Origin of the sequence: Streptomyces sp. AM 2-1-1 (genome assembly GCF_029167645.1) — a bacterium.
Classification (GTDB): Bacteria; Actinomycetota; Actinomycetes; order Streptomycetales; family Streptomycetaceae; genus Streptomyces.
The window spans coordinates 983,122-999,582 of sequence record NZ_CP119147.1 but is presented as its reverse complement, the minus strand read 5'-3'; the positions used below and the strand labels follow the sequence as shown (position 1 = coordinate 999,582).

General features: G+C 73.9%; 14 protein-coding genes and 1 pseudogene. 5 read left to right on the top strand and 10 right to left on the bottom strand.

Annotated features, from left to right (window positions below; all coding sequences use genetic code 11):
• Positions 1–121: 121 nt before the first annotated feature.
• Entirely contained in the window at positions 122–1,384 is a 1,263-nt protein-coding gene (fes, locus tag PZB77_RS04240; protein WP_275491175.1) for an enterochelin esterase, read from the top strand.
• 1 nt (position 1,385) lies between these two features.
• Here fes and PZB77_RS04235 read toward each other — a convergent pair whose 3' ends face one another.
• The 9 genes and pseudogenes from PZB77_RS04235 to PZB77_RS04195 all read right to left on the bottom strand — a co-directional run bounded on the left by PZB77_RS04235 (position 1,386) and on the right by PZB77_RS04195 (position 11,856).
• On the bottom strand, positions 1,386–2,108 hold the full coding sequence (locus PZB77_RS04235) for a 4'-phosphopantetheinyl transferase superfamily protein (RefSeq protein ID WP_275495906.1): 723 nt from the start codon (positions 2,106–2,108) through the stop codon (positions 1,386–1,388).
• 5 nt (positions 2,109–2,113) lie between these two features.
• Positions 2,114–2,329, bottom strand: coding sequence for an MbtH family NRPS accessory protein (locus PZB77_RS04230; RefSeq protein ID WP_275491174.1), 216 nt, complete (start codon positions 2,327–2,329; stop codon positions 2,114–2,116).
• Positions 2,326–6,252 (bottom strand): amino acid adenylation domain-containing protein, encoded by a 3,927-nt coding sequence (locus tag PZB77_RS04225; RefSeq protein WP_275491173.1) that lies wholly within the window; start codon positions 6,250–6,252, stop codon positions 2,326–2,328. Before PZB77_RS04225 ends, PZB77_RS04230 begins: the two co-directional genes overlap by 4 nt.
• Complete coding sequence (locus PZB77_RS04220; RefSeq protein WP_275491172.1) at positions 6,249–6,476, bottom strand: phosphopantetheine-binding protein; 228 nt, start codon at positions 6,474–6,476, stop codon at positions 6,249–6,251. Before PZB77_RS04220 ends, PZB77_RS04225 begins: the two co-directional genes overlap by 4 nt.
• Before the next feature lie 4 nt (positions 6,477–6,480).
• Positions 6,481–7,113, bottom strand: coding sequence for an isochorismatase family protein (locus tag PZB77_RS04215; RefSeq protein WP_275495905.1), 633 nt, complete (start codon positions 7,111–7,113; stop codon positions 6,481–6,483).
• A 33-nt stretch (positions 7,114–7,146) separates the two neighbouring features.
• Positions 7,147–8,784, bottom strand: a pseudogene (locus tag PZB77_RS04210) ((2,3-dihydroxybenzoyl)adenylate synthase); the annotation flags it as partial.
• Positions 8,781–9,989: an isochorismate synthase gene (locus PZB77_RS04205; protein ID WP_275491171.1), complete on the bottom strand. Its 1,209-nt coding sequence runs from the start codon at positions 9,987–9,989 to the stop codon at positions 8,781–8,783. The gene PZB77_RS04205 and the pseudogene PZB77_RS04210, both read right to left, overlap by 4 nt.
• 95 nt (positions 9,990–10,084) lie before the next feature.
• Positions 10,085–10,876: a 2,3-dihydro-2,3-dihydroxybenzoate dehydrogenase gene (locus tag PZB77_RS04200; RefSeq protein ID WP_275491170.1), complete on the bottom strand. Its 792-nt coding sequence runs from the start codon at positions 10,874–10,876 to the stop codon at positions 10,085–10,087.
• Complete coding sequence (locus tag PZB77_RS04195; RefSeq protein WP_275491169.1) at positions 10,873–11,856, bottom strand: iron-siderophore ABC transporter substrate-binding protein; 984 nt, start codon at positions 11,854–11,856, stop codon at positions 10,873–10,875. The genes PZB77_RS04200 and PZB77_RS04195 overlap by 4 nt, the downstream gene beginning before the upstream one ends.
• A gap of 171 nt (positions 11,857–12,027) precedes the next feature.
• Here PZB77_RS04195 and PZB77_RS04190 point away from each other — a divergent pair, with 171 nt between their 5' ends.
• The 3 genes from PZB77_RS04190 to PZB77_RS04180 are packed head-to-tail and all read left to right on the top strand — an operon-like array spanning position 12,028 to position 15,073.
• Positions 12,028–13,134 carry an iron ABC transporter permease gene (locus PZB77_RS04190; RefSeq protein WP_275491168.1) on the top strand — a complete coding sequence of 369 codons (1,107 nt, stop codon included), beginning with the start codon at positions 12,028–12,030 and terminating at the stop codon, positions 13,132–13,134.
• A complete protein-coding gene (locus PZB77_RS04185) occupies positions 13,131–14,243 on the top strand; it encodes an iron chelate uptake ABC transporter family permease subunit (protein ID WP_275491167.1) in 1,113 nt (370 codons plus the stop codon). Before PZB77_RS04190 ends, PZB77_RS04185 begins: the two co-directional genes overlap by 4 nt.
• Positions 14,240–15,073 carry an ABC transporter ATP-binding protein gene (locus tag PZB77_RS04180; RefSeq protein WP_275491166.1) on the top strand — a complete coding sequence of 278 codons (834 nt, stop codon included), beginning with the start codon at positions 14,240–14,242 and terminating at the stop codon, positions 15,071–15,073. Before PZB77_RS04185 ends, PZB77_RS04180 begins: the two co-directional genes overlap by 4 nt.
• 161 nt (positions 15,074–15,234) lie before the next feature.
• Here the strand turns inward: PZB77_RS04180 and PZB77_RS04175 are convergent, their stop codons facing one another.
• Entirely contained in the window at positions 15,235–15,642 is a 408-nt protein-coding gene (locus PZB77_RS04175) for a cupin domain-containing protein (protein WP_275491165.1), read from the bottom strand.
• 185 nt (positions 15,643–15,827) lie between these two features.
• On the opposite strand from PZB77_RS04175, the gene PZB77_RS04170 reads away from it, so the two are divergent.
• Positions 15,828–16,424 (top strand): carboxymuconolactone decarboxylase family protein, encoded by a 597-nt coding sequence (locus PZB77_RS04170; protein WP_275491164.1) that lies wholly within the window; start codon positions 15,828–15,830, stop codon positions 16,422–16,424.
• Positions 16,425–16,461: the final 37 nt, after the last annotated feature.

Here is a 16,461-nt window from a genome sequence, read left to right as displayed (position 1 = left end):
GAGCCTCGCCGGGCTGCCGCGCGGGGGTCACCGCGGGGTCTCCGCACGGGGACTCCGGATACGTCGGCGGACGCGAGGTAAGGTAAGCCTTATCCGTCATCGTTCTTCGGAGTTCGCCGGTATGTTCGCGTCCGCACCGCCCGAAGGGGCCCCCCTCCATCCGCCGAGGCTCGCGCGTCCCGACGCGATCCCGTTCCTCGCGGCCCCCGGGGTCGAACTCCCCGGTCCCGAAGGGGTCGAGGAGTTCTGGGTGCGGGTGCGCGAGCGCGGCACCCCGTTGGTCGCCCCCGATCCGCAGGGCAGTCCCGAGCACGCGGCGGTCACCTTCCTGTGGCGGGGCACGGCGACGACCCGGGCGGTCCAGGTCCTCCCCAACAAGCTCGGTGACCCGCGCGCCCCCCGCGGGAACCTGATGGAGCGCGTCCCCGGCACCGACGTCTGGCACTGGACGCTCCGGCTGCGCCGCGACTGGCGCGGTACGTACGACTTCTACGTCGACGAGGGCGACGGCCCCGACGGCGACGGCCCCGGTTACTGGCAGTGGCTGCGGACCCGGCGCCGCGCCGACCCCCTGAACTCCCGCACACTTCCCCGCCGCTGGGACGGCGACCCGGTGTCCTGGGCCCAGATCCGGCCGGAGCCGGCCGTCTCGGACTGGGACCCCCGCCCGGAGGCGCCCCGCGGCACCGTGAGCGTGCACGAGGTCCCCAGCGCCCACCTCGGGGAGGCCCGCACGGTCTGGTTGTACGAACCGCCCGCCGCCGGTGAGGGTGCCGACCGGGAACGCCTCCCGGTCCTGGTCCTGCTGGACGGCGAGCACTGGCAGCCGCACCTGGGCATCGCGAACCTCCTCGACAACCTCATCGCGGACGGCCGCATCCCGCCGACGGCGGCGATCCTGGTGGACTCGGTCGACTCCGGCACCCGGTGGCGGGATCTGGCCTGCAACTTTGCCCACGCGTCGTTCTTGGCGGAGGAGTTGCTCCCGTGGGCCGCCCGGCGTCTGCCCCTGACCGACGACCCGGCACGCACCGTGATCGCCGGGCAGAGCCTGGGCGGTCTGTCGGCGACGTACACGGCGCTGAGCGCCCCGCACCGCTTCGGCAACGCACTGGTCCAGTCGGCCTCCTACTGGTGGCCGAACGGACCGGAGCCGGAGTGGCTCACCCGCCGGATCGCCGCCGCCCCGCGCCGCCCGGTGCGGTTCAGGCTCTCCTTCGGCGAACAGGAGTGGGTGGCGCTGCCCGCCGCGCGGCGCCTGCGCGAGGTGCTCGACGAGGCCGGATACGACTGTGCGTACCGCGAGTTCAACGGCGGCCACGACTACGTGTGGTGGCGTACGGAGATGGCGGACGGACTGACCCGGCTGCTCGGCCGCGGCTGACTCAGTCGGTCCGTAGCGCGCGGGCGGCGGCGTAACCGGCCGGTACCTCGACGTCGTGCAGGGCCCATCCTGCGGGCGGAGCGGCCGGAGCCGGTCCCGTCCCCAGGTAGGCGCCGCTCAGCGCCTCCCCGGAGAGCCCTTCCCCGGTGCCCTTGAGGTACGCCTCCTTGCGGGTCCAGCACCGTACGAAGGCGGCCGGCCGGTCCGCCGCCGGCAGGGCCGCCAACTCCGCCCGCTCGTCGGGGTGGAGGGCCGTCGCCGCCTCGTCGGCCGTCCTGGGCGAAGGCAGCCGCTCGACGTCCACGCCGACCGGCCGGGTGGCCAGGGCCACCAGCGCCAGCCCCGCGGTGTGCGACAGCGAGAAGTGCACCCGCTCTCCCGGCGGGCCCGCGACGGCCGGACGGCCGTGCGGGGCGCCGCACCCCGGGCACGGGAGCCGCATCAACTCCACCTTCGCGGGCGGGAGTTCCAGGACCCCGCCGAGCAGCACCCGCAACGCCGTGTGCGAGGCCGCGTACATCGCACGGTCCTCGGGGCGCAGCAACGCCGCGACCCGGCCCCGCTCCTCGGCGTCCAGCACGGACGGGCCGGAGGGCCCGAACGGATCCGCGTCGGCCGCAACCGGAGCCCCGGGGCGCACGGACCACAGCAGCGGACCGGGACCCTCCAGCGCGGACGGCCCCGGAGGCCGGTCTCCCGGCGCCCAGGGCCGCACGAGGGACATCGTGCTCACCGCCGCACCGTCGCGCCCGCGGAGCCGGACCGCGGGGCGAGCCGGCCGACGCACTCCTCGTAGGTCGCGGGCCCCGAGCCGACGCTCCACCCCGCGGGCACCGCGCGCCAGGCGGGCCACAGCGACCGGCGGCCGGAGGCGTTCTCCAGGACCAGATGGGTGGGCCCGGCCCCGGCGGGCGCGGGGTCGAACGGTGTGTTCACGGCGGTCATCCGTCGAGCTCCTTCAGCCGGGCCGCGAGGACCGTCGCGACGGTGTCGAGGTTAGCGCCCTGGAGCAACGTGGCGTGGGTGCAGTCGAGATCGTGGTTGACGATCTCACCGGTCACGTGCGCGTGCCAGGACTCCCGGGTGAGCCAGTCCTCCGCCCTCGGCGCGGCGGCCGTGAAGAAGAGGACGTCGCCCCGGAAGGTGTCGTGCCGGTGCTCGCGCATGAGCCGCGCATGGTGCGGCACGATGTCGACGATCCTCGACAGAGTACGGTCGCCGAGGCCGGCGAGCGGGCTGCCCGCCCGGCGCAGGGTGGCCAGCACGTCCTCACGGCTCGCCTCGTCCGTACGCTCGAAACCGGCCATCCGCAGCACCGCGGTGAGCGCGTCGCCCTCCTCGGGCGCCGGGCGGGCGCGCCACATCTCGGACGGGAACGAGTCGAGCAGCGCGAGGAGTTCGACCTCCTCGCCCGCCTCCTGGAGCAGCACCGCCACGGCGTGCGCGAGGACTCCGCCCACCGACCAGCCCACCAGCCGGTACGGCCCGTGCGGCTGTACGGCGCGCAGGCGCGCGGTGTAGTCGACGGCCTGGTCCCGCAGGGTTTCCGCGAGCGGCTCGTCGTCGGTCAGCCCCCGCACCTGGACGGCGTAGAGCGGCTGATCGGGCCCCAGCCGGGCGGAGAGGCCCGCATAGCACCAGGCGATGCCGCCCGCGGGGTGGAACGCGAAGAGCGCAGGACGGCCGTCTCCGCCGCGCAGGGGCAGCAGCACGTCCAGCGCGTCGTCGGCACCCGCGCCGGGGCCCGCGAGGCGCGCGGCCAGGGCCGCCGGAGTCGGCGTCTCGAAGAGCGAGCCGATCGTCAGCTCCGTCGCGCACTCCTCCCGTACCCGCGCCACCAGCCGCATGGCGAGCAGCGAGGTGCCACCGAGGTCGAAGAACGCGTCGTCCGGCCCGGCGTGTTCGACGCCGAGCACCTCGGCGAAGAGCCGCGTCAGCTTCTCCTCCAGGGGCCCGGACGGGCGTCGGCCCCCCGTGCCGCCGGAGAACACCGGTGCGGGCAGGGCACGCCGGTCGAGCTTCCCGGCCGGGCTCAGCGGGAACGCCTCCAGCACGACCACGGCGGCCGGGACCATGTGGTCGGGCAGCACCCGTGCGAGCGCCGCCCGCACCCCGGCGGGGTCCGCCTGCCCCTGCACGTAACCGACGAGGCGCTGCTCGCCGCCGTCGTCCTCGCGCACCAGGGCGCAGGCGCCCTCGACACCGGGCCGTGCGGCCAGGGCCGCCTCGATCTCGCCGAGTTCGATGCGCTGGCCGCGCAGCTTCACCTGGTGGTCGGTGCGGCCGAGGTACTCGACCTCGCCGCCGGTGGTCCACCGTGCCAGGTCGCCGGTCCGGTACATGAGGCTGCCGGCGGGGCCGAAGGGGTCGGCGACGAAACGCGTCGCGGTCAGCTCGGGGCGGTCCAGGTATCCGTCGGCCAGCTGGCGTCCGGCGAGGAAGAGCTCCCCCGGGACGCCGGGCGGGCAGAGCTGGAGCGCCGCGTCGAGCACGTACAGCCGGGTGTTCCACACCGGACGCCCGATGGGTACCGGGCCGCTGCCCTCCGCGGCACAGGTGTGGTGGGTGACGTCCACCGCCGCCTCGGTCGGGCCGTACAGGTTGTGCAGCCCGGCCCCCGGCAGCGTGCGCGCGAAGAGGTTCGCGGTCTCCCGGGCCAGCGCCTCGCCGCTGCAGAACACCCGGGTGAGGCCCGTGCACCGGGCCGCCTCCGGCTCGGCCAGGAAGACCTGGAGCATGGACGGCACGAAGTGCACGGTGGTGACGCCCTGTTCGCGCACGAGGCGGGCGAGGTACGCCGGATCGCGGTGGCCGCCGGGTTCCGCGACCACGAGCGTCGCGCCCTCGCGCAACGGCCAGAAGAACTCCCACACGGAGACGTCGAACGACGACGGTGTCTTCTGCAGCACCCGGTCGCCGGGGACCAGCCGGTAGGTGTCCTGCATCCACCGCAGCCGGTTGTCGATCGCCCCGTGCGAGACGACGACCCCCTTGGGGCGGCCGGTGGAACCCGAGGTGTAGATGACGTACGCCGGGTGGGAGGGGGTGAGCGGGCGGCCCGGGTCGGTCGGCAGCCGGTCCGACACGTCGAGCCCGTCCAGCACGACCAGCGGGGTCGTGCCGCCCTCCGGCAGCCTGCCCTCCCGGTCGGTCACCGCGCAGACCGGCGCCGCGTCCTCGATCATGTCCAGCAGGCGCTGCTCCGGGTAGTCCGGGTCGAGCGGCAGGTAGGCGGCGCCCGTCTTGAGGATGGCCAGCAGCACCACGATCAGCTCGACGGACCGGGGCACCGAGAGGGCCACCACCGCGTCCGGGCGGGCGCCGAGGGTGCGCAGGTGCCGGGCCAGCCGGTTGGCCCGGGCGTTCAGCTCCGCGTAGGTGAGCGACTCGGCGCCGTACACCAGGGCCGTGGCGTTCGGGGTCCGGCGGGCCCGCGACTCGATGGGGCCGATCAGGTTGGTCGCGGGGAGCTCACGCTCCGTGCGGTTGAACTCCGACAGGATCAGCGAGACTTCGCCCGGCGTGGCGATGGTGTGCGCGGCGAGCGGAAGGTGCGGGTCCGCCTCGGCCAGCCGCCCGACGAGGCCGGTGAACCTGTCCTGGTGGGCCGCGAGGTCGTCCTCGGTGTAGAGGGCCGGGTTCGCGTCGTAGTCGATGAGCAGTCCGCGGCCGTCTGCCCGGTCGTGGATGTTGACGGTCAGGTCCTCCACCTGCCCGGCCGAGAGGTTGCGGGCCCGCACGGGGGCACCGGCGAACCGCACGTCGTAGTCGAAGGGCATGACGTTGACCAGCGGGCCGACCAGGGCGCGGCTCTCGCCGAGCAGCCCGAGGTCGCGGCGGATGTCCTCGTAACGGTAGCGCTGGTGGCGGCGGACGGCGCGGATGCCGAGCACGACCTGGCGGACCAGGTGGGCGAAGTCCGCAGCGGGGGAGACCTCCAGCCGCAGCGGCAGGACGTTCATGACCATGCCCGGCACCCGCAGCGCCACCGAACCCATCCGGCCCATCATGGGCAGCCCGAGCACGACGTCCGAGCGGCCGGTGGCGCGGGAGGCGTAGAGCGCCTGCGCGGCGATCAGCACCTCCGGCCAGGTCGCCCGGAGACCGTCCGCCAACCGGCGTACCGCCTCGGTCGTTTCACGCGGCAGCGACACCGTGCGGCGCAGCGAGGTCCGCGACGGCAGCGCGCCGCGCCCGGCGAGGTGGGGTGCCTCGGGCCGGTCGGCGAACGCCTCGCTCCAGTGGGCCCGGTCCGCCGCCAGGGCGTCGGACGCGCGGTACTCGGCGTCCTGCGCGACCAGTTCGGCCAGTGGCCGGAACGGCGTCGGGGCGGGTGCCTCACCCTTTGCCAGGGCGCTGTAGACCTCGGCGGTGCGCCGTACGAGCAGCGAGTAGCCGAAGCCGTCCATGGCGAGGTGGTGGATGCGCTGGTACCACAGCCACCGCTGCTCGCCCACGCGGAAGAGCGCCTGCCCGAAGACCGGTTGGCGGGTGAGGTCGACGGGGCGGGCGAGATCGTCCCGCATCCACGTCCCGGCGACCCGGTCCGGGTCCTTCTCCGCCCGCAGATCGGCCGTGCGCAACGCCGGTTCGACCTCGGCACGGATCCGCTGGCGCGGACCATCGGGGGAGTCCTCCACCCGGATCCGCAGCGCGTCCGCCTCCGCGACCACCTGGCGCAGTGCGGCACCGAAGAGCTCCGGGTCGACGGGACCGTCGATCTCCACGCACTCCGCGGTGTTCAGCGCCGGGCTCAGCGGGTCGAGCGCCTGGGCGTACCACATGCCCGACTGGGCCGACGTCAGCGGCAGTACGGTGTCCGGGGCGCCGGCCGGCGGCGCTCCGAGGCTCGCGGCCGGGGCACTCACGAGGCCACCAGCAGCGGCAACCACGCCTCGATGGCGGGCTGTTCGGCGAGATCGGCGAAGGCGGCCGTCACACCGTGGTCGCGGCGCCAGCGTTCGAGCAGCGCCATGATCCGTACCGAGTCCAGTCCGTGGTCCACGAGGTTCTCGTCGACCGGGATGTCCTCGGGGTCCTCGCCGAGGGAGTCGGCGACGTCGGCGCGGATCAGTTCGAGGGTGAGGGACATCGGTTCAGACCTCCTGGAAGAGAGCGTCGGCGGTGGTCACCACGGCGCAGCGGCCGGCGGCGTACCGCAGCGCCATGTCGTGGTCCGCGCGGGAGAAGTCGGCGACCGCGTCGGCGACGACGAACGCCTGGATGTCGCGCTGCCACGCGTCCACCGCGCTCATCAGCACACCGATGTGCGCGTACACGCCGACGACGATCAACTGGTCCCGGCCCAGTTCCCGCAGGATCTCGTCGAGTCCGGTCCGCACGAAGGCGCTGTACTTCCACTTGGTGAGGGAGTACTCGCCCTCCGCGGGAGCCGTCTTCGCCGGACCGGAGAGCGCGGCCGGATCGTCCGCCACGCCGGGCCCCCAGAAGTCCAGCTGGAGCCCGCGCTCCTCGGGTGTCTGCCCCCCGCGCTGCGCCGAGTGCACCACCGGGACGCCCCGGTCGCGGCACTCCTCCAGCACCCTGGCGGTGTTCTCCAGCATCCCGGTCAGCGGCTGCTCACCGGCCGGGAACGCGTTCAGGAAGTGGTTCTGCAGGTCGTGGACGAGCAGCACCGCGCGGGACGGATCGACCGTCCAGGCGACCCGGTTGGCGGGCAGCTCGTCCGCCGTCGGCAGCGGGTACGGGGCGATGGCGGGCAGCGCCATGGGTGCGGGCCTTTCCTCGTGGTGCGGAGCCGGCGCGGCGGACCGCAGGCTCTTCTTGCTGATCTTGCCGATCCCGGTCTGCGGGAACACGTTGACGAACTCGACGAGGTCGGGGACCTTGTACGCGGCGATCCCGCGCTCGCGGACGAACCGCTTGACGGCGACGGACTTGAGCGGCTCAGCACCCTCGCGGAGGATCACGTAGGCCAGGGAGCGCTCACCGAGGTAGGCGTCGGGGACCGCGACGACCGAGACGTCGTGGACGGAGGGGTGGGCGAGGATGATGTTCTCGACCTCCTCCGGCGCGATCTTCTCGCCGCCCCGGTTGATCTGGTCCTTGGCCCGGCCCTCCACGACGAGGTGGCCGGTGGGGGTGCGGCGCACGATGTCGCCGGTCCGGTAGAAACCGTCCTCGGTGAAGGCCCGCGCGTTGTGCTCGGGAGCCCGCCAGTACCCGCGGATCGTGTACGGCCCGCGGGTGATCAGATGGCCGAACTCGCCCTCGGGGACGTCCTCGTCCGCGTCGTCGACGATGCGCACCTCGTCGTCCGGGGAGATCGGCAGGCCCTGGGTGGTGACGACCGTCTCCTCGTCGTCGTCGAGGCGCGTGTAGTTGACCAGACCCTCGGCCATGCCGAAGACCTGCATCAGCCGGCAGCCCAGCGCGGGCCCGAGCCGCCGGGCGGCCGCCTCGCTGAACTTGGCGCCGCCGACCAGGACGAGCTCCAGACTCGACAGGTCCTGCTCGGCCGAGGGAGCCGCCTCGGTCCACACCAGCGCGAGCGGGGGGACCATGCCGGTCATGGTGATCCGCTCCCGCTCGACGAGCGGGAAGGCCGTCGCCGGGTCGGGCCGGGGACAGAGCACGACCGTGCCGCCCGCGTAGAGCACACCCAGCCAACCGGGGGAGCTCATGGGGAAGTTGTGCGCGGCCGGCAGGACGACGAGGTAGCGGGTGGTCTCGTCCACCCCGCAGATCTCGTTCGACCCCCGCAGCGAGTAGAGGTAGTCGTCGTGGGTACGGGGGATCAGCTTCGGGACGCCGGTGGTCCCGCCCGAGAGCTGGAGGAAGGCGAGTTCGTGCGGGCGGGGTCCCTCGACGGTCCCGGACGGGCCGACCGGCACGTCGGCGAGCGCGGTGTGCTCACCCGGGTCGCCCACCACGAAGACCTCGCGCAGGGTGGGCGTCATCTTGGCCACGTGGGTGGCGAGCTGCCGGTAGTCGTACCCCGCGTGCCGGTCGGGCACGACGTAGGCGACGGCTTCCGAGAACGCGCAGAAGTGCTCGATCTCGGTCTCCCGGTGTGCCGGGAGGGCGTACACGGGGAGCGCGCCGATGCGGAAGAGCGCGAAGACGACCTCGATGAACTCCCCGACGTTCGGGAGCTGGAGAACCACCCGGTCGCCCTTGGCGATGCCCCGGGCCGCGAAGCCGGCGGCCAGCCGGTCGGCGCTCTCGTCGAGTTCCCGGTAGGTCCAGGTGCGGCGGACCGGCGCGGGGTCGACGAGCGCGGTCCGGTCCGGGTGGGCTCCGGCGCGCTCGCGCAGGAAGTCGCCGAAGGTCTCGCCGCGCCAGTACCCGGCGGCCCGGTAGCGGGCGGCGAACCCGGCGGGCCAGGACGGCGCGTCCGGGTCCCCGGCGGTGAGCGGTTCGTGGGCGGTGGCGGTCACAGCTGGGCTCCCACGGCGTTCAGGAAGGTGCGGAACTTGGCGCCGGTCTCGGCGGTCTCCGCCTCGGGCGAGGAGTCGGCCACCACACCGGCCCCGGCGAACAGGCGCAGCGACCGGCCCTCGGCCTCGGCGCAGCGGATGGTGACGACCCACTCGCCGTCGCCGTCCGCGTCCTGCCACCCGACCATTCCGGTGTAGGCACCCCGTTCGAAGGGTTCGTACGCGGCGATGACGGCGCGCGCCGCCGCCGTGGGTGTCCCGCACACGGCCGGAGTCGGGTGCAGGGCGGCGGCGAGCCGCAGTGCGGTGGTGTCCGGGTCCGCGAGGTCACCGGTCAGCGTCGTCGACAGGTGCCACATGGCGGCGGTCCGCACCAGGGTGGGGTGCTCGGGCACGTCGAGACGGGTGCAGAACGGGGCGAGCGCCTCGCGCACGGCGGCCACGACCACCGCGTGCTCGTGCAGGTCCTTGGGGGACTCGAGCAGGGCCGCGGCCCGCCGGACGTCCTCGGCCAGGTCGGAGCTGCGCGGAGCGGAGCCGGCCAGCGGGTTGGCGACGAGCCGTCCGTCCTGCCGGGCGACCAGGAGTTCGGGGCTCGCGCCGATCAGGGTGCGGCCGGGGCCGGTGGGCACCGCGAAGGTGTAGCCGGCGGGGTCGCGGCGGGCGAGCCGGCTCAGCATCGCGGGCAGGTCGGGCTCGCCGGGCGCGGTCAGCTCCAGGGTGCGGGCGAGCACCACCTTGGCGAACTCCCCGGCGCGCATGCGGCGTACGGCCTCGGCCACCGCCCCGGTGTACTCGGCGGCGGCCGGCACCTCGCGCACCTGCCACGCACCACCGTCCTCGACGGGGGGAGCGGGCAGCGCGACCAGCGGGTCCCGCCGCAGCGCGGGGGCCCACCGCACGGACCGGGGGACCACCAGCGCGGCGGGGGCGTCCGCGTCGAAGGGTATGGACCCGACGACCACCGGCGCCGGGTCCCCGTCCCGCCGCCGGGCGTGGAGGACGCCCCGTACGCGCTCCTCCACCGGCCCCGTGCCGTGGGGTACTTCGGCGAGGACGCCGCGGCCCAGCAGGGTGCGCGTCGGCGAGGCCACGAAGCGGTCGGTGCCGGGTCGGTAGGCGTCGAGCAGCGCGGTCGCCGCCCCGGGGGTGAGGGGGGCGAGGCCGGGGGCGGCCGGGGCGGAATCGTGCAGGGAGGTGGACATGGGTGTCTCCTGCGGTGGAGGGCGCGTGCCGGGTCGGCGGCGGGGCGGCGGGGACGGGTGGGTGCGGCGGAGGACCGGGAGGGGTACGGGCCGGGTCAGGAGCGCAGGGTGGCGCCGCCGTCGACGTACAGGTCCTGCATGGTGATGTGGCGGGCGCGGTCGGAGAGCAGGAAGATGACGGCGTCGGCGATGTCCGCGGGATCCGCGATGCGGCCGAGCGGTATGCCCGTCCGGTAGGCGGCGAGGTCACCCTCGATGACGCGGTCCGCCGCGGCGGTCATGTCCTGCGGGTCCAGGCCGGCCCACATGCCGCGCTGCATCTCCGTCATGGTCGATCCGGGGCACACGTTGTTGCAGCGCACTCCGCGCGGCGCCATCTCCAGGCCGAGACACCGGGTGAACATGGCCGAGGCCGCCTTGGACGCGGCGTACGCGGCCATGCCGGCGCGCGGGATGCCCGCCGCGTTGGAGGCGACGGTGACGATCGAGCCGCGGCCGCGCGGAGCCATCCGCCGGGCGGCGGAGCGCGAGACGTGGAAGACGCCGTTCACGTTGACGGCGAAGGTGGCGGCCCAGTGCTCGTCGCTGGTGTCCAGCACGTCGGCGGTGCGCAGGACGCCCGCCACGTTGACGGCGAAGTCGAGGGGGCCGAGGTCCCGTTCGGCCTCCTCGACCACGCGCTCCACGGCGGCCGCGTCGGTGACGTCGAGCGGGCGGGCGACCACCCGGGGACCGTGCTCCTTCGCGAGGGCCTCTATGCCGTCGGGGGTGACGTCGGTGGCGAGTACCCGCGCGCCGCGCTCGACGAGCGCGGTGACGACGGCCTCGCCGATGCCCCGGCCGGCGCCCGTGACGAGGGCGAGCCCGCCGTCGAACTCGGCGCTCACTTGACCATGGCCTTCCGGAGGTCGGCCAGCACGTTCACGGCGGCCTTCGCACCACCGAGGCTGGTCCACATCGAGCCGTCGATCTCGGTCACGTGACCGGCCTTGACGGCGCCGAGCTGCTGGTAGGCGGGATTCGCGGAGAGCCGGCCGACGACGCCGGAGCCGCCGGTGGAGGTCAGCGTGCCGATGAAGAGCCAGTCGCCGTCGAGCTCGTCGAGGTTCTCCTCGCTGATCGGCGTGGAGTGGCCCTCGCCCTTCTCCGCCTGGATGCCCGGCCGGGTGAAGCCGAGGTCGTTCAGGACGTCGCTGATGAAGACGCCCTGCTGCATGACGGCGGAGCCCTGCGGCGAGTAACGGGCGACGGAGACCTTGGCACCGGCCCGGAACCCCAGGTCCTTCTTGAGGGCGGCCACCTTCGCGTCGTAGTCGGCGAGGAAGGCGTCGGCCTCGTTGGCCTTGCCGAGGACCTCGCCGGTGAGGGAGAGGGACTTCTTCCAGTCCTTGTCGTCGCCGATGGTGACCAGGGTGGGCGCGATCTTGCGGAGTTGGGCGAGCACCTGAGTGTCCGTCATCTGGCCGGCGAGAATCACGTCGGGAGCCGCCTGGACGACCTTCTCGATGTCCGGGCCGGTGACCGCGCCCACCACCGGGATGTCGCCGGCCTCGTCCGTCAGGTACGCGGGGGCGCCCTTCTGGCCGCGGCCCGCCGTCAGGCCCACCGGCTTCACCCCGAGGGTGAGCGAGGAGTCGAGATCCATTTCGCTCAGGACCACGACACGCGCCGGTTCGGCGGGTACCGTCACCTTCGTTCCGGCCGCGTCGGTGACCGTGGTGGTGCCGCCCTTGGCGGAGCCGTCCGATGCCGAGTCCGCGTCCGAGGAGCCGCACGCGGTCGCCGTGAGCGCGCAGATGCCGAGGACGGCGACGGCGGCCAAGGGGCGGGCGAGGCGGCGGGGAGCGGTGGACTGGTTCGGCGTCATGGCCGGAAACCTCCGTATGCGGGTGGACGAACGGGTTCTGACGCACCGTTGTGAAGAGAAGCGCTGCGTGCGGGCAGAGTCGGACCGGATCGGACGGGCGGAGCCGGCCCGGACGGGAGGGCTCGGGAGCCCCGCCGGACCGGGCGTTGATGCTTAGGTTAGGCTAACCATATGTCTACTGCGCAAGGGGGCTCTCCCGGGAGGGCGGAAACCCGTACGGCGACGGTCCCCCGCCCTGAGCGGTCCGGCCCGGCGAGCGGGGACCGGCGTCCGGTCCGGTGGGCCGCCTTCAGCCTCGTCGCCCTGCTCTGCCTGGTCCTCGCCTCCCTGCTGACGGGCACCGGTTCCACCCCGCCCGCGCGCGCCTGGGACTACCTCTGGGGCGACCCCTCGGCCCGCGCCGACGCCCAACTCCGCCTCGCCGTCATGGACGTACGCCTCCCGCGCACCCTCGCCGCGATTCTGGTCGGCCTCTGCCTCGGCACCGCCGGCTGCCTCCTCCAGGCCGCCACGCGCAACCCGCTGGCGGAGACCGGGCTGCTCGGCGTCAACTCCGGCGCCGCGTTCGCCGTCGTCCTCGGACTCACCTTCTTCCACGCCTCCTCCTCCGGTGCGCTGCTGGTCTGGGCGCTGCTCGGCGGCATGGCGGCGAGCGCCGTGGTCCTCCTGCTCGCCGCGTCCGGCCGGGCCGCCGGTTCCCCGCTGCGCCTGGTGCTCGCCGGCTCCGCGCTCAGTGCCACCTTCCACGGCCTCACCTCGTACGTCCTGCTGGGGACCCAGTCCACCTTCGACACCTACCGCTACTGGACGATCGGCTCGCTGGCCGGTGTGGAGACCGGTCAACTCGTGCCCCTCGTACCGCTGGTGCTCCTCGGACTGCTCACCGCGGGCTGCTGCGTCCGGCCGCTCGCCGCCCTCGGTCTCGGCGACGACGGGGCGCGCTCGCTCGGCCACCACCCCGGACGGATCCGCGTCGTGGTGGCCGTCGCCGTGTCGCTGCTCGCCGGCTGCGCGGTCGCGGTGGCCGGGCCCATCGCCTTCCTCGGGCTGCTCGCCCCGTACGCCGCACGCGCCCTCGCCGGCGCGTCGACGGGGGCCCAACTCGTGCTGTCCGCGCTGATCGCCGCCGACGTCATGATCCTCGCCGACATCCTCGCCCGGATCGTCATCCGCCCCTGGGAGACCCCGGTCAGCGTGCTCCTGGCCTTCGTCGGCGGCCCCCTGCTCATCTGGATCGCCCGCTCGTCCCGACTCTCCACCGCGGGGGCCGCGGCATGACGGACCACGCTCCCGGCCTCGTCCCGCGCGACGCCGGGCCGCCCCCACGCGGCCTGACACCGCCCGTCCTCACCCCGCCCGACAGCACCGTGCTGCGCGGTGGCGCGCTCTCCTGGCTCTTCCCCCGCCGCAGCGCACTCGTGGCGGCGCTCCTCCTCCCCGTGATCGCGTTGCTCGTCGTCCTCTCCGTACTGGCGAGCTCGTCCGGCATGAGCCCGGCGCGGACCCTCTCCGGCCTGCTGGGCACCGGCGACGCGGGCACCGTCATGGTCATCCGCGAGTTCCGGCTGCCCCGGATCTTCGTCGGCATCATGGTCGGTGCCGCGCTCGGCATCGCCGGCTGTCTCACCCAGACCCTCGCCGGGAACCGTCTCGCCACCCCCGACCTGGTCGGGGTCAACGAGGGTGCCACCGCGGCCGTCGTCGCCGCCGCCGCGGGCACGTCCACCGGAATGGTCGGCATGTGGTGGCTCGGGCCCGTCGGCGCCGTCGCCGCCGCCGCGCTCGTCGTGCTGTGCGCGGGCGGGGCGGGCAGCGCCGGCTATCGCGTCCTGGTCACCGGCATCGGCGTCTCCACCTTCGTCGGGGCCGTCAGCGACCTCGTGATGTCCCGCGAGAACGACAACTCCGCCGGAGGAGTGTTCCTCTGGGCGGTCGGCAGCCTCAACGGCCGTGACTGGGCCGCCGGTACGCCGCTGCTGATCGCCCTCTGCCTCCTCGTACCGCTCTCCCTCGCGGCGGGTCACCGGCTGCAACTCCTGCGCTTCGACGACGACATGGCCGCCACCCTCGGGGTCGACCTGCGCCGGGTGCGTGCCGCAGCCCTCGCCCTCGCGGTGCTCCTCGCCGGGGTCGCCGTCGGCGTCGGCGGGCCGATCGCCTTCATCGCCCTGGGCGCCCCTATCCTCGCCCAGCGGCTGGCCGGTCCCACCCGGGTCCCGGTCCTCGGCGCGGGCCTGACCGGAGCCGCCCTCGTCACCGCGGCCGATGCGCTCGCCCGGGTCGGGGCCCCCGTCGAACTCCCCGTCGGCGTCGTCACCAGCGTCCTCGGCGGCCCCTTCCTCCTCTGGGTCCTCTTCCGCTCGGACCGCACCGAAGAAAAGGCATGAACCCGCCCATGAAGAACGCGCCGAGCGGCCTCGACGTCCGCGGCCTCCACGTCTCCTACCCCGGCCGGGCCGTCGTCAAGGACGCCGGGTTCACCGTGCCCGCCGGGCAGGTCGCCTCGATCGTCGGACCCAACGGCTGCGGGAAGTCGACGCTGCTGCGCGCCGTCGCCCGGCTCCACCGGCCGGAGTCCGGTACGGTCCACGCCGACGGCGCGGACCTGTGGGCGCTCGGCCGGCGCCCGGCCGCGCAACGCGTCGCCCTGCTCCCGCAGTCGCCCCGCGCCCCCGAGGCGGTGACCGTCGCGGGGCTCGTACGGTACGGGCGCCACCCTCACCAGGGGCTGCTGCGCCAGTGGTCGCGCGAGGACGAGGCGGCGGTGCGCGACGCGCTGGAGGCCACCGGGACCACCGGTCTCGCCGGGGAGCGTCTCGACCGCCTCTCCGGCGGCCAGCGCCAGCGCTGCTGGCTGGCCATGGTGCTCGCCCAGCAGACGCCGGTGGTCCTGCTGGACGAACCGACCAGCGCCCTCGACCTCGGGCACGTCGTCGAGGTCCTCGAACTCGTCCGGGAGGTCGCGCGCGCCGGCCGTACGGTCGTCATGGTCCAGCACGACCTGGCCGCCGCCGCGCGCTACTCCGACCTCCTCGTGGCCATGAAGGACGGCAGCGTCGTGGCCCAGGGAGCGCCCCGCACCACCGTGACCGCCTCGCTGGTGAGGGAGTTGTACGGGGTCGAGGCGGACGTGCTCCGGGCTCCCGTGGACGGATCACCCGTGGTGGTGGCCCGCGCGGGCGCGAGGGTGACGGAGGGCGTGCCGGCCGGAGCCTGACCGGATGCGCCGGAGGCCCTTCCCGTCCACGTGGTCGGCTCCGTACCGGGGCCGGGAGGAGCGGACGGCGTCGGTGGGGAGGGCCGTCGGCGCGGCCTCGCGCACGGAGGGTGCGTGCGGCGCCCCCGGCCGGACCGCCGCACGCCGCTGAGGGCCGCCGCTCAGCGCCCCATCCGGTCCTCGGCGGAGAGGTGTTCGACCGTCACGCCGGAATCGGTGAACGTGCGGGTCACCGTGCCCGAGGTATAGACCCAGAGGATGCGCAGCGGAGTCTCCCCGGCATTCCGGAAGAGGTGCGGCACGGGGGAGGGGATGTACGTGGTGTCGTAGCGCTCCAAACGCGTCACGACGCCCTCCACCAGTACCTCCGCCTCTCCTTCGAGAATCGTCACGTGCTCGTCGCAGTTGTGCGAGTGCATCGGCGCCCCGGAACCGACCGGATAAACGCTCATTCCGCTGGTGATCAGATTCTCGCCGGCCGCCGAAACCGTCGTGACCAGCGGGGTCGTCACGATCGAGCCTCCCCGGTCCAGCAGCGGTACGGAAGCGGTCTTGATGATGACGCTCATGCGGCAAACCCTTTCGACGGCGAGGCGTCGTCCGACGTTATGGGAAGCGGCCGTCGCTGAGAGGTCCCTGGTGCGCACCTTTACCTTGCATTCCGAGAAGGGTGAGCCGCTACCAGCCGGAGGTACGGTCTGCTGCCATCGCACATTTCGAGTTTGTGTCGCAGATCGAAAGGCAGGGACCGGCCATGCGCCTCCCCGTTCTGAGTACCGAAGAGATGAACGAGCACCAGCAGGAGCTGCATGCCCGCATCACCGCTCGTCGCGGCGGGGTACGCGGCCCGTTCCGGGTCTGGCTGCAGAGCCCCGGACTCTGCGAACGCGTGGAGTCGCTCGGGGCGTTCGTCCGCTTCGACTCTGACCTGCCCAAGCACCTGCGGGAGCTGACCCTGCTGATGGCCGCCCGCAACTGGGACGCCCAGTACTCCTGGAACGCGCACGTCGGGGCGGCCGTCGAGGCAGGCGTCCCGGCCGCCGCCGTGGACGCGATAGCCGAGCGCCGCACCCCCGAGTTCGACGACGAGGCGGACACCGCCTTCTACACCTTCTGCCAGGAGGTGCTCGAGAACCACTTCGTCTCCGACGAGACCTTCGCCGCCGCGCACCGGCACTTCGGCTCCCAGGGCCTGGTCGACGCCATCGGCTCGCTCGGCAACTTCACGATGCTCGGGATGTGCCTGAACACCTTCCAGGTGGACCTGCAGGCCGACCGCGAGCCGCCGTTCCCCGACATCCGCGGCTTCGCACGCGTCACCCCCGGTGACGGGGACCGGTCGCAGCCGTGACACCGCCCGCCGACCGGCAGACCGGGGGGAGCACCGA